This is a genomic window from Paenibacillus oryzae, assembly GCF_001675045.1.
Taxonomy (GTDB): domain Bacteria; phylum Bacillota; class Bacilli; order Paenibacillales; family Paenibacillaceae; genus Pristimantibacillus; species Pristimantibacillus oryzae.
The window spans coordinates 195,972-210,798 of the sequence record NZ_LYPA01000054.1 but is presented as its reverse complement, the minus strand read 5'-3'; the positions used below and the strand labels follow the sequence as shown (position 1 = coordinate 210,798).

Sequence of the window (14,827 nt, the reverse complement as noted above, 5' to 3'; positions counted from 1 at the left end):
TTTTATGAGCTCATCATAATCAATGGCAGAGCAGGTGTATATGGATAAACGATAAGCTGTAGCTGAGAGCCGATAAGTTGTATTTAAACTTCTTCTTTTTTTAATGCTTTTAGTCGTTCATTGATCCTTTGAGCTTCTTTTTGGTCATTTTTATACGCCAGCAGGCGAACGATAACGTAGGCTGCGGCAATTTGCAAAGCCAATACCAATATGCTGAAAAGACCGTTTACAAGCTTCAACAGGACCGCCAGAGATAGTAATAAGGCCTCCAGAAAAATGAAATGTAAAATCACTCGCAGACGCATTATGTTCTCGCTAATCGCTTCCGTTGGATATAACACAACTCCAGTCAAAGCGCCTACAAAAGAAAATGCCATAATGATAAAAACCGTCCTTAGCTCGAAGCTTTCATCCGGATCAAAGATTAGCCGCAAAACAGCGATAATGATTATGATGGAGGCAAATATGATTAAAAAATCTCTAACGATTTCTTTTATACGCTTGGAATCATTCATACTAGCTCCCCCTTCTTATAAATCAAGCATATGCTTAAGCGTTGGCACATACTGCCGCGATATAACTACCTTTTCCCCGTTATCCAATAAGGCTTGAAAGCGGCCGCTGATCGACGGATGGATGCTTTCGATTTTAGCTATATTCAGAATGGTTGACTTGGAGGCGCGAAAACAATGTTTTCCTTTGCAAAGCTCCTCCAGCTCGTAAAGCTTTTGTTTAACTTCATATACGCTGCTTTTGCCATAGGCAAATACCTTTCCGTCAACCGCTTCAAAATAATAAATATCGGAAAGCTTGATACGGCTGATTTGATCCTCCTGATAACCAAGTAGAATGAGCGTTTCAGTTTTGATTGTATGTACAAGCCTGTCTATTTCTTCGCCTGCCTGGTGACACCTGATTCGAATCTCCTCTTCTTCTGTTTTGTCTATTACTTCGATGGATATTTTGATCGAAATCACCCTCGGATATTCAAAATAATATATTCAATATAATCACTAGGCGCCTGTAACTCCAACGCTTATTTCCAATATACACTACGCATAAAAAGCACAAAAGCCCAAGCGCCAACTTCGCTTGAGCTTCCTATGGAAAAATACAGATACGGTTTTAAAAAAGTGCGAATCGTAGCCAAAAGAGAGCCAAAAGGGAGCTCTTACCTGAGCATTACTTCGCCTTCTTACTTTCCTCACTTGCTTTTGAACAAATAAGGAAGAAAATGATATAGAAATTGATAAACTGATTCATAGGAATGAACTTCATCTTTTTCATGAAGGAAATGGAAATTGCCCTTGGTATGGTCGTCATTATACACGAAAACCTCCGGGTACTTTTTCATTTCGTTTACCTGCATCGTCAGAGGTTCCGACGCAGCGTCTTTTGTGCCGGTTGCTACACGAATAAAAAATTCGTCCGTGCCATAGCCTGATTTAACTGCGCTTTCCCTTAATACCTTTACGGTTTCAACCGGCTTGCTTAAGCCACCCATTACTTCTATGGCCCAGCAATCTCCGCTTAATGGAACGAACTCCGAGAAATAATCCAGATGATTAATAAATGCGAACCACGTTGTACATCCGCCCATCGAAAAACCGCTTATGCCTCTATGCATTCTTGAAGCAATTAAAGCCTCTTTCGTCACATCTTCAGCATACGTATGATAAGCGCTTTCAACTGCGGGCAAGAGTTCCTCTACTAATTCATTTTGAAATAAAAGAACATTGTTTCTTTCCCGCTCCGCATCCGGCGCACCTGCCCTGGGAACTTTTTCTTTGTAGTATGAAGGAAATACAACAATTAAAGGCTGTACCTCTCCCCTGTCTATTGCATAATCGAGCATATTTTTAACCTTGCAGCAATCCAGCCAGGAATCCGGGTTTCCTGCACCGCCATGCATAACGTAAAGAATATTGTATTTTTTCTCCTTGTCAGCAGCGTCATAGCCATGCGGCAAATAGACGTTGGCATATTTATCGCGCGGCTCTCCTTCACGATTGGTTGTCACATAAGTTATCCTCTCTAGCGTACCTCTCATAAACACATCATGATACTGATGTCTTTTCATCTCGATACCTCCCGTTTCACGTTTGTTTTGCTTTCTTGGGCTACACTTTCCATCACAAATACTCAACGCTTTTTCCTTATTCAATTATAATACGAATATAGGAAAATTTAACCTGACAAGCTGTGGCGATTTTACCTGTCCATATTTATGTATAATCTGGTTTTCTCCCGCAAATGCTGAACTATACTCTGTTTTTTATTTTGTGAAATCGTCAGATTCGAGGGATCAATAAATGCTAATTGGCAGCCACGTATCGATGGGTGGGAAGGAAATGCTGCTCAAGGCCAGCAAAGAGGCCGCCTCCTACGGAGCCAACACTTTTTTGATATACACAGGCGCTCCGCAAAATACCAAACGTAAACCGATTTCTGATTACAATATTTTAGAAGGCCATGAGCATATGAAGAAACACGGGATCAGCAATATTGTCGTGCACGCTCCCTTTTTGGTCAATTTGGCCAATTCTATTAACAATCAAATCTTTAGCTACAGCATTGACTTTATGCATGACGAAATGGAACGAACGGCAGCGCTCGGTGCAGAGCAGCTTGTCATGCACCCGGGCGCGCATGTTGGCGCAGGCGTGGATGCAGGTATCAATAAAATTATAGAGGGACTTAATGAGCTGTTTACGCGAAATAAAGAGGTTCAAATTTCATTAGAGACGATGGCGGGAAAAGGAACGGAGTGCGGCGTTACGTTTGAAGAACTGGCTCGTATTCTGGATGGAGTCGTCTACAATGAATGCTTATCGATTTGCTTGGATACATGCCATGTTCATGATGCCGGATATGATATCGTCCATTGCTTTGACGATGTGCTTGATCATTTTAATCATATCATTGGACTTGATCGGCTAAAGGTGCTTCATATCAACGATTCCAAAAACGAGCGCGGCTCGCGAAGGGATCGGCATGAAAACATCGGACACGGATTTATCGGCTTGCAAGCGTTGGATTATATTGTTCACCATCCGCAGCTTTCCGGTATCCCCAAACTACTCGAAACCCCATCCATTGGCCCCATTAAATACAAAAATCCTCCTTACAAACATGAAATCGCATTACTAAAAAGAGAACGGACAGCGCCAATAGAAAAATAACAAAACAACCTTAACGTTCTTAGCTTGGCACGCCACACATTCAAAAGGCATCCTGCCTGTCCCCGAAGGACGGATAGGATGCCTTTTTCATTAGTGATTAAATGAGTTCAAGCTTCTTCAGCAGGTTATAAATAACGGAAGCTGCTTCGCCTCTTAACGTTGGTTTGCGAGGCGCAAATTTATTGCCGTCTCTACCGATCATTAGCTCCAGCTTTCTTGCCGCATATACATCTTCATATGCCCAAGCGCTAATGCTATCTGTATCTGCAAATTCAGCTATAGACTTAAGATCTTCATCGGTAAACGATACATCCTTATATTTCCTAAGCGTTCGAATAATGATTGCTGCCATCTCTTGTCTGGACACCACTCGCTCAGGCTCAAAGCTGCTATCGCTCACACCCTTAACAATTCCATATTGTTGAGCGGTCGTAATGTACGCTTCATACCACTCATCTGTTACATCGGCAAATTGACTTGCTGATTCATTAATTGGAAGATTTAGCATTCTTACAATTAGTGTAGAGAACTCAGCTCTCGTAATACCCATGTTAGGATTAAAGTTTCCTTCGCTGTCGCCTGCAATAATTTGTCTTGCTGCCAGGAATTCAACAATATCCTTTGCCCAATGTCCATCAAGATCTTTAAATGCCTTTTTGTTTTCCATTAAAGCGATTGATGCCGGGGAATCCAGTTTAATCGTAACCGTATGATTTTGAGCATCAATAATGCCGCCAACGGAGACCCAGCGTTGCTTAGCCTCATCGTACATGTAAACAGCAAGCTGGTTCAAGTTCGTAATCTCACTTGGAACGTACTTCATTTGTACAACGATTTGTCCAATCGGTGCATTGGAAGCCGCTTCGATTGTATAGACTTTACCCACAATATTCATTTGTGGTTCCTTCTTGGACACCATAGCTTGATCTTTGTTTTCCTTAATCAGGTAACGATCCTTCTGGCTATCCAAAATAACAACCGGCAATGCTGTCTCCCCTGCCGCTTCTTCAACGGGGCTAGCGAAGATAGGCGAGCTATAGGGATTATGGACAATAACCGTTCTTGTAACCTCAGACTGATTGCCATTTACATCCGTAATAAGATAACGCAGAATGTAGGTTCCATTTTGTGATGTATCTACAGAACCTATCAAAATAACTCGTCCAGTAATATTGCCATCCTGATCATCAGTAGCCGTTACACCTTGCTCAATATACGCGCTGCCTTTCGTTACATATACCGTACTAGGACCAGAAAGGGTAATGACTGGCTTCACGGTATCCGTAACAATTGCATTGTGCTTATCATTTACGCTCGAAATGACTTGCGCGCTAAGCGAAGGATACGTATAGCCGCCATTTGGCTTTTTATTAATGATGTCTTGAGCTACAGCGTCTTTATGAACATCCGTAAATGCATCGTACTTATTCATTGCTTCTTGTTCAAAGTCCATATCCGGATCTTCAATAATGCTGCGCACTTCCTGGATCGTAATAGGAGTTTTGTTCAAAATATGAGCCAGCTCTGCTTGCTTCTGAGCCTTAGTCGCACTCATAACCGAATAAATACTAAGATGATTGGTTAATAGTGTCATGTTGCCAGAAGCCCCATCATAGCTGCTTCTAATATACTCCCACTCTTCTGATGCTTCATTAAAGTAGAAGGTCATAAATTTCAGCTGCTCATTTATGTTCGTACCAACAGAAATCGTTAAAACGATATCCTCTGTTGTTTGGAAATTTTTAATATCCTCTGTACGAGTAACATTACCTTGAGAATCTTCTTCGATCACTCTCATCTTAAAGTCAAAAACCTTATTATCGTAAATTGCAAAATTCGCATTCATGTTTTGAATAGCGGTTACTAATACCTGGTTTTCTGCTTGAGCAACATCCACCTGCTCGATCACTAGCTCTAATCTTGAGTTTCCTGTGAATTGAGTTAAATCCAGATCGCGAATCGGTACAATAATGGAAGCATTGTCGGTACGAAGCTCCATTTTTGTATGCTGATCGTATGCTGTTTTTAGTTGATCCTTGCTAATGCTAACTTTCACAGGAGCACCATTTTCAACTGGCTCGTCAACAACAAGTACGATCTTGCCTGCCTTTTGCTTCCTGGCTTCTTCCAATGCATTTCTAACCTTATTGTCTGTAGAAGTTTGATCGCCATCTACTTGAATAATGGTGCTGGCCGGAACGGATGGTTTCACAACCGTAACAGTACGCTCTACTTGCGTTTGGTTACCCGCTTTGTCTGATACGGTATAGATTAATGTGTATACACCAATCGTTTTAGTATCGATAAATCCGCTCATAACCACTTTATCCGTAATGTTCCCGTCTATGTTGTCAACGGCTTGAACGCCCTGCTCCACATAGATTTGGCCTTGTTCTACAATGACGTTACTGCCGCCATTTAATGCGATAACAGGCTTGACCGGATCTGCCTTAACTAGCACAGTAAAGGTCTTTTCCAGCGTAAAATCGCCTTTAGTAATCTTGGCAGTTAAGGTTACTTCCGTATCGGCCGAAGGGGCTGTAACTTTGCCGTCATGCGATAAAATATCCTCGTGACTGCTTGTCCACTCGATTTCGCTATCGAAAAACCCTTTATCCCTCAGCGATATATCAGTCGATACCCATTCAGGATGATCACCTGGAGCAAAGTCTAGCTCTAGCGCAGCAGTGTCCTTATCAACCGATTCTTTGTCATAGTCTACTACAAACGTGATAACCGTACTATTGCCCGCAGCATCCGTTACAACAAGGGTATATTCCCCATTGGCTTCAATCCTGGCGCCGCTCTGGAATGGCACGCCGTTTAATGTAGCTGATGTAGCTGTGCCGTCTTCAAAGCTCACTGTCGGATATTCCTTGTAAATCTCATTATTCTCAATACCGTTTACCGCCGGAGGTATGTTGTCAACAGTTACCGTCGCCTCACTAGGTTCTGAAACATTGCCTGATTTGTCGATCACATAAATTTTATACTCTCCATCCAAAGCTGGCGTTACGATTCCGGTTGAACCACCAGAAGCTTTTGTCATGCTTTCGCTTTCAGTAAACCAGGTTGTTCCGGCTGGCGCTAACCAAATGGTATCTTCGCCATCACTGGAAGGTTGTATCGTAATCAACGTGTTGCCTTGAGCAACGACATCATCTGCAAGAACTTGATTTTGGTTGGTAGGCGCCGTCTTATCAATATTAATTACCTTTGTTGCAGTAACTTCATTGCCGGCCCTGTCTCTAACCATAATTTGAATGATGGTTGTTCCTTCCTGCGTAATATCAAATGCTCCCGTATATTCTACGTATTCATTCAAACCGAGGCTAGGAATTTTGTAGTAAACAACGGAATTTTCACCCTCGTCCTGATGCTGTTCATCAAATGTTTTGGTAATGGATACTGTTACATTCTCATTACTAAATGCTTTGTCAGGTGAAATACTTACCGTCGGGAATACCGTAAGCTCTCGATTAATGACAATCGTACGTACAGCAATATCGCTGACATTCCCTACATCGTCATAGCTTCTCGTTTCGATTGTGTACGTGCCATCCTCAGTAAGCACTAAAGCTTCAGCTTCATTGTATGGCGTCCAATTAACCTCAATAGCGCCTGTTATACGATATTCGGTATACGTTGCTTCTGTTACAGTGTCTTGACCAGGCGTGATTGAAATCGTGTAGTCACCGTTAAAGAAATCCCGATCAGGCTGAAGCTGTATAACAGGTGGAGTTGGCTTCTCCTTGTCAATATTGGAAATTTGGATAAGCTGAATGGTCACATTGCCCGCATGATCACGAACATAAACCGTATATTCGCCATTCGTATCAACTTCAAAGCTGTCGTCATTTACAGAGATACCATTTGCTATGAAATAGTTAGCCGTTTGATGGCCACTTGCATACTTCACTTCAGCAATTCCACTGCCATCGCTATCAGTAGCATCAACCGTTATGACAACCGAGTCATTCACCCAGTCTGTTGTATCTGGAATCAATGAATTAATCGTTGGCTCAATATTATCGACAACAATTGTGGCATTACTAGGCTCGGATACATTGCCTGCCGCATCCCTAATATAGACACGATAGGTTCCGTCAGTTGTTGGCGCATGGATTGATTCATAAGTTCCTGAAACACTCGTAATCGTAGTCCCATTTGCGATTAAATCTTCCCATGCTGTTCCATGGGGTGCTATAAAGATAGTCAAACCTTCACCGGCTGCTGCATCAAGCGTAATTACTGTGTTGCCTTTAACCGCTTGATTACTGGAAAGCACATCATCCTGGTTATTAGGCTTAACGGTAGCTTTTTGAACGTTTTGCTCGCGCTCTACACTTTCATTGCCTGCTTCATCAATGACTTTTACTATAACCGTAATTGCCCCATCAGCTACAGCGCTAATATCGCTAGGATCAATGCTCCATTCGCCATTTTCATTAGCATAGGTTGTAATAACGATTGTTTGTGATTGTTCATCTTTAAACGTTACTTCAACTTTTGCATCCTTTTCAGCTGTACCAGAAACGACGAGCTGTTTAACCTCGTAAGCGTTAATAACGTTGTCTCCGGCTATTGGTAATTGAATATCAGCCATATTAGGAGGCGTATTATCTACGATGACTGCATTTTCAGAAGCAGCGGATACTTTACCATAAGCATCCATGACATACAGGTAGTATGTTCCTTCTGCCAGAGGTGTCACAATAGTGTCACCAGAGCCATCGCCAGCTAATTTCGTCATTGTCGTGCCTTCTTGAAAACTTGTTGTACCACTCGGTGCTAACCAAGCTGTTAATCCTACAGCAGGCGCATCGGATGTAATTTTAATGCTTGAACCCGGTTTAACCGTTTGAGATTCTATACTCGGTCTATCTGGAGCTGGCCTTTCAACGACAGTAACCGTAAAGGTTTGCTGTACAGTCATATCGCCATCACTAGCTGACAATGTGATTGTGACATTGCCCGATTGTCCAAATATAGGCGTAATAGATACAACACGGTCCTTTCCATTGCCGGTAACAATGATATGTTCATTGGGAATAACGGCTGGATTAGAAGAGGCTCCTGTTACCGTTACACTATAAGGACCCGTTTCTTCATCTTTAACCTGGAACGGAATTTCTTTCGTTACTCCTTCAATAACCGTTTGACTGCCGATGCTGGAAATCTCAGGTTGACTGTTAGGAAGGATATTCAAAAAGCGACTAAAGGTTTCTGACCACGTACCACTTTGATTTTTTGTTCTTAGTGATATCTTATACGTACCAACGCCATTGCTAGTGAAATCAAGCTTAGGCGAGCTGCCTGTATAAACAACATCATTATTTTTAGTTACGGTCCATTCCTGCTCTGTCAGGTCCGCACTACGAGGATCATAGCTTGTATTTTCAATTTGTATCGTACTCTCCGGCCATATCAACCGGTTGGCGCTTAACTCAAAATCGGCGATTGGTTTTCCTGCGCCCGACTGTGTCGACTGATAACGTGAACGAGCCGTACTCCATGTGCCTTGATAGTCCTTAACCATAAGCTGAATGATGTAATCCTGATTAGGCACAAAGCTTGCAGGCTGGCCGCTTGTCCACTCTTCGTCAGTCGTAAGCTTCCACTTCCAGATGGCCTCCTGGATGCCATTATTTTGAGCCGGAGTATCGTGGTCATACGATAAATTCGTTAAGGTAACCTCGTTATTTCCGTTAACCTCAACATCAAAGCGGCTCACTGGTTTTCTGTGTACATATAGTGTTTTGACAAGCACATCTGAATAATAAATATCGTACCGTCCAACTTTATTGAAAGTTGGAAGGAAATCATCCAAGTATTCTCCGCTATACGGGACAACCCCTGTGTTATTAGCATAAACGCTTGGGTCATGCTGGATTCTCCATTTGCCTTGCGGCCAATTCTCATCCTTCGTATTCGTAAGCTCGGATGCTGGAGAAACAATTAAATCGTAATTTTGACCTAGCTCCAGATATTCATTGTTAGCTTCACTGCGCGAATTATCCGCAATATAATCAGCCATTGCATCTACTTGCTGCTGATAGGTAGAACCTGTGCGATTAACAAACGTGCCTTTATCGTTGTTTTTTCTAATAAAGGATTCTGCCTGATTTTGTGTTAAATCGCCCGCTCCTGCACCATCGCTGTCTTCGCCCCAGCCAATGTAATGGATTTGGTCGTTGTCCATTCTCGTCATAATTTCGCCCAGTGCAATGGAGTCGTCAAAATCCGGCACTGTCTGGTCATTCAGGTTAACGATGTATTTTCTAGCTGAAGGCCTCCAATCCGGTTCGCGAAGAACCTCCATGAAATCCTTTGAAATAACCTCTACCTCTTTACCTGGAAAAATGGAGCCATTATTAAAATGGAAGTCCCAAGAATCCTGGTTACGCTTAAAGCTGCCAAAATAAAATTTAGTGGTTACAAACCCAGAGTATTGAATGATTTCTTGTTTCACGTTGTTTACTGTTTTGTTCAAATACATCGTGGATGTGTCCGAACCTTCATATGGATTAATGTATACTTTAAGCTCCACAATATTAGCTGGAATTGTATCCAGACTTAACGTAATTATCTCACCGGTGCCGCCAACTCTATCATCATTGTTCAAAGTGCTGCCATATACGGCTAGCTTTCGATATGATAACTCATCTACTGCGCTTTCTGAACTCCAGAACTCAACGTGAGCATCCATATCTATATCTGGACCTGGCCAGTAAAGTTTAAGCTCAAACTTACCCTCTAAAATATTTGTTTCGTTAACTTGCACAGATTGAATGTTAAGATTGCTGGCATTTACGCCTCTAAGCTCTAATGCACTCTGAAGATCCTCTTTGTAGGTGTCAATATTTTGCGTGGAATTATCTACTGCCAGCACGACATCGACATCATAGGCCTTCTGTACATCGATTCCAATCTGAACCGCTTCTGCTGCACTAGAGTGAATTGGAAGTGCTGTCGAGATTAGCGATACAATCAAAGTAAAGCTAAGCATGGAAACTCCTAGCTTTTTCAGCCACCGTTTATTCACTGCTTTCCCCCCTGTTGTTTAGGTTTGCTAAAGCCATTCATTCCTTTATGACTTCTTTCCTAATACTAGCATTCAGCGCTAAACATATTCTAAACATTCCGATTTTTAGGCACATTTCAATTTAGGTCTAATGGACTATTTGAAACTGTTCTCAGTTAAAGCAAGCACAGGCCAAAATCAAATGGCTAGAAGTACAGGTAAACTTGCTTAAAAAGGGGGACGTTGCCCCTCTTTCCTTTTTCGCCAATACACTCCTACTTTAATTGTCCTTCTGCACCAACAGTGAGCAGCGCTCCACACATTTTGGTTCGACGCAACCTTTCCATCTTTTGGATCGTCATATTCGTGATGCCTAGTTGGAAATTATGCTCGTCATCAGATAAAATCGCTCCCATGCAGAAACCGAGTCATCGTTTTGGGCATTATCAACGAATTTAGGGGAGGTACGCATACGATGAGAAGGTTCAAATCCATCCTTGGTATGAAAAAGAAGCGAAATGGCCTTACGCTTTTTTGTTTCGTTGTCCTCGTGCTCGGCCTTTTGGCTGCTTGCGGCGCAAACGTTACGAACGGCAGCCCAAACGTTACAAACGGCAGCGCAGCATTTAAACCTGGAACGATCTATTCTATTAATTCCAGTGGGCGGCAAGTGCTTGTGAATGATACAGGTAATGCATATTCCATTGATAAGAAAGGTCATGTTTCCATCTCTTATCGGAATGGAGAAGTTACCGCGCAATCACCAATGAAATTAAATATGTCCAGGGATGCGTGGGACAGAGGAATAAGCAGTGGCGGATTTTTTATATCCGAGGATAAAACGGCCATCGTGTATAATCCCGAACCTGGAAACCTATCTCCACTCCATGTCCTGATAAGTGACGATATGGGAGAAACGTGGAATGATACGATCATTCAAGGGGCAAAAGGAGATGAATTGTTTATTGGTTTTACGTCCAAGACGGATGGCTGGATGACAAGCGGTGCTTCCCACGGCGTAGGAAAGGCATTGAATTATGTGTTTCAAACCGCTGATGGCGGGAAGACATGGAAAGAGGTAGGCAATCCGAATGACGTTTATTCAGAACATCTAACAGGGGCAGGCTTTTCAAACAAGGATATTGGCTTTTTGGGATTCCGCTACTATAGGGATGCCGGCCCTGAAATTTATTGGACCAAGGATCAGGGAGCTTCATGGAAAAAACTTGAGATCAAGCTGCCAGAAGAATTCAATGACTATAATAAGACGCCACTGTCCCCCATTTTCAACGGAAAAGAAGGACTTTATCCCATTCTGCTGACGAATCAAGAGAACGGTGCAACGGTAGGAATCATCTATTTTTACAGTAAAGACGAAGGATTAACATGGGATTATGACGGGAAGCTAGATAACTTCAAAACTACTAATTATGAAATAGAAAACTGAAAGCTATAGCCTTCTAGGGTGTGTCTGAAAACTCCGCAGGGAGCAGATGTTGCCGAATTTTTGTTTCCTGCAAGGGGCGAAAAGGCGGTAATAGATGCCCTTGAGCGAGTTTTCAGCACGCCCTAAGTATCCATTCGTCATTTCCACGCCACGCACCCCACCTGTGACGACTATCGACCGCTGAGCAAAAGGCCTAAATGAAGGCCTCTCAGCGGACGACAACACCAGACAACAATTTTTCCCCTCCTAAAAAATTTTGGATACTTTATGATATTGTTGTAAATTTTTATCAATATATGATATATTGTGAACAGGAGCCTCGCTCTGTAAATAGACACAATTCTGCTCCTCTACTTTTAACAGGGAGGTGAACAGAAGCTTTTGTCCGCATTTACTTTGCTATGAAAGGAGAAGGAAATCTACTATGGGTAAAAGATTCAAGAAAAGAAGTGTTTTTCTACTCAGCATTTTGTTAGCGCTTACAAGTGTTGGTTTTGGAACAATCTCAACTTCAGCTTCTACTTCAGGTTCTTTCTCGGCTTCTACTTACAACTACGCGGAGGCACTGCAAAAATCTATCTACTTCTATGAAGCGCAGCGTTCCGGGAAATTGCCCGAGGATAACAGGGTGGAATGGCGAGGCGATTCAGGGCTCCAGGATGGAGCGGACGTAGGAGTTGATTTAACCGGCGGGTGGTACGATGCAGGGGACCACGTAAAATTTGGTTTCCCGATGGCTGCAACAGCCACGATGCTTGCATGGTCTGTGTATGAGTATCGTGAGGGCTATGAAAATGCCGGACAGCTAGATGCAATACTCGATAATATTCGGTGGGCTACGGATTATTTCATCAAGGCGCACACAGCTCCTAATGAGCTATGGGGGCAAGTGGGGAATGGAACGGCCGACCATAACTGGTGGGGGCCTGCTGAAGTAATGCCAATGGCCCGGCCAGCCTATAAAATTGACGCAGCAAATCCCGGCTCGGATCTGGCTGGAGAAACAGCTGCAGCGCTTGCGTCCTCCTCGATTATTTTTGCTGATAGCGATCCGGCTTATTCGGCCTTGCTGCTCCAGCATGCCAAGGAGCTGTATCAGTTTGCAGATCAATATCGGGGAAAATATTCGGACAGCATCAGCGATGCTCAGGCCTTCTATAATTCCTGGAGCGGATATGCTGACGAATTAAGCTGGGCGGCTGTATGGCTTTATTTAGCTACAGAGGATGAGGATTATCTGGATGCTGCAATTGCCGCCAGTGATTATTGGGGAACCCTTCAGGGAGGCGGCTGGGATTACAAGTGGGCGCATGCCTGGGATGACAAGCATTATGGGGCCCAATTATTGCTTGCGCGAATTACTAATGATCCCCGTTTTGTTCAATCAACCGAAAAAAATATACAATACTGGACGACAGGAGTAGCCGGTACGGGAGAACGAATTAATTATACGCCTGGCGGACTGGCTTATCTGGATACATGGGGAGCGCTGCGCTATGCTGCCAATCAGTCCTTCCTCGCCTTCGTCTACTCCGACTGGGTTACTGATCCGGTGAAGAAGCAAACGGCTAAATCGTTTGCAGAAAGTCAGATTTTATACATGCTGGGGGATAATCCTAGGCAAAGCAGCTATGTGATTGGTTACGGCAACAACAGTCCTCAGCACCCGCATCATCGTACTTCTCATGGCTCATGGAGCGACAGTCAAACCAACCCGGCCAATCACCGGCATATTCTATACGGGGCGCTGGTTGGCGGACCATCGGTAAACGATAGCTATACGGACTCCATTAGCGATTTTGTATCCAATGAGGTAGCTACCGACTACAATGCCGGCTTCACCGGGGCGCTTGCCAAAATGATGATCGAGCATGGAGACGGCGACTTGCCGCTTGCCTCTTTCCCTGCACCGGAGGTACGGGACGATGAAATGTTTGTTGAAGCCTCCGTTAATGCCAGCGGCAGCAACTTTATCGAAATCAAGGCTTTGCTCAACAATCGTTCGGGCTGGCCGGCACGCTCCAGCAGCTCACTTTCTTTTAGATACTATGTTGATCTTGAAGAAGTAATAGCCGCAGGCTACGGTCCTGAAGATGTGACGGTGACTGCCGGAGGCTACAATCAGGGAGCTGTCGTATCCCAATTGATTCCGTTTGACGCAGCCAACCATATTTACTATACCGAAGCCGACTTTACGGGAACCTCAATCTATCCTGGCGGCCAATCTGCATTCCGTAAAGAAGTGCAATTCCGCATCTCTGCCCCACTCCAAACCTCCTTCTGGAATAACACAAATGATTTTTCCTATCAAGGTCTTCCGCCTTCAGGCTCCACACCAGTCAAAACGTCTTACATTCCTGTGTTTGAAGCAGGAACGCTTGTATTTGGAGAACAGCCGACAGGCACTCCTGGCGGTCCTGCCGTACCGGCAGCTCCCAAAAACGTATCGGCTATAGCCGGAGATGAGGTTGTTCAATTAACCTGGAGCGCTGTAAGCCAAGCAAATGAATATGCAGTGAAGCGTTCATTAACTAGCGGAGGCCCCTACACGGACATTGGAGTTACCTCCGGCACCTCCTATACGGACAGCGGTCTTACAAATGATACAACCTATTATTATGTGATTTCCGCTAAAAACACAATTGGAGAAGGCCCCAATTCCAGCCAGGTGAGCGCTAAGCCGAGGGAGCTTCCAGCTCCGGTGGAGGGTGATCTGGAGCTGCAATATCGCGTCAATGATACGCAGCCTGGAGATAATCAGATTCGGGCACAATTCCGTATTGTCAATCACGGAGAAGAAGCCATTCCCTTAGATCAAATCAAACTCCGCTACTATTATACGATTGACGGGGACAAGCCGCAGCAATTCCATTGCGACTATGCAGCGGTAGGAAGCGGCAATGTTGCAGGAACGTTTGTCAGCATGCCAGTCGCCGCCGGAGGCGCCGACTATTATGTGGAAGTGTCCTTTAGTGCAGGGGCTGGCAGTTTGGCTCCGGGCGCCAACACAGGCGACATTCAAATCCGGATGAATAAAAATGATTGGACTAACTACAATGAGCTTGATGATTACTCCTACGATGCCACTAAGACCAGCTATGCGACATGGGACAAAGTTACCATTTATCAAAATAATACCCTGGTATGGGGAATTGAACCTTAATTTATTTTGAG

At 43.7% G+C, this 14,827-nt stretch carries 7 protein-coding genes; 3 read left to right on the top strand and 4 right to left on the bottom strand.

What is annotated here, in order from left to right; all coding sequences use genetic code 11:
* Positions 1-83 precede the first annotated feature (83 nt).
* From A7K91_RS12380 to A7K91_RS12370, 3 genes are all read right to left on the bottom strand, one after another.
* Positions 84-515 carry a DUF3021 family protein gene (locus A7K91_RS12380; protein WP_068683079.1) on the bottom strand — a complete coding sequence of 144 codons (432 nt, stop codon included), beginning with the start codon at positions 513-515 and terminating at the stop codon, positions 84-86.
* A gap of 15 nt (positions 516-530) precedes the next feature.
* A complete protein-coding gene (locus A7K91_RS12375; protein ID WP_245697464.1) occupies positions 531-977 on the bottom strand; it encodes a LytTR family DNA-binding domain-containing protein in 447 nt (148 codons plus the stop codon).
* A 227-nt stretch (positions 978-1,204) separates the two neighbouring features.
* Positions 1,205-2,164, bottom strand: a complete 960-nt coding sequence (locus A7K91_RS12370) for an alpha/beta hydrolase (RefSeq protein ID WP_156739508.1) — start codon at positions 2,162-2,164, stop codon at positions 1,205-1,207.
* A gap of 148 nt (positions 2,165-2,312) precedes the next feature.
* On the opposite strand from A7K91_RS12370, the gene A7K91_RS12365 reads away from it, so the two are divergent.
* Positions 2,313-3,182 (top strand): deoxyribonuclease IV, encoded by an 870-nt coding sequence (locus tag A7K91_RS12365; RefSeq protein ID WP_068683075.1) that lies wholly within the window; start codon positions 2,313-2,315, stop codon positions 3,180-3,182.
* A 97-nt stretch (positions 3,183-3,279) separates the two neighbouring features.
* Here the strand turns inward: A7K91_RS12365 and A7K91_RS12360 are convergent, their stop codons facing one another.
* A complete protein-coding gene (locus A7K91_RS12360; RefSeq protein WP_068683073.1) occupies positions 3,280-10,227 on the bottom strand; it encodes an immunoglobulin-like domain-containing protein in 6,948 nt (2,315 codons plus the stop codon).
* A 454-nt stretch (positions 10,228-10,681) separates the two neighbouring features.
* On the opposite strand from A7K91_RS12360, the gene A7K91_RS12355 reads away from it, so the two are divergent.
* Together A7K91_RS12355 and A7K91_RS12350 are read left to right on the top strand one after the other, a co-directional pair.
* Positions 10,682-11,653 (top strand): WD40/YVTN/BNR-like repeat-containing protein, encoded by a 972-nt coding sequence (locus A7K91_RS12355; protein WP_068683071.1) that lies wholly within the window; start codon positions 10,682-10,684, stop codon positions 11,651-11,653.
* Positions 11,654-12,077: 424 nt separating this feature from the next.
* A complete protein-coding gene (locus A7K91_RS12350; protein WP_068683069.1) occupies positions 12,078-14,816 on the top strand; it encodes a glycoside hydrolase family 9 protein in 2,739 nt (912 codons plus the stop codon).
* Positions 14,817-14,827 lie beyond the last annotated feature (11 nt).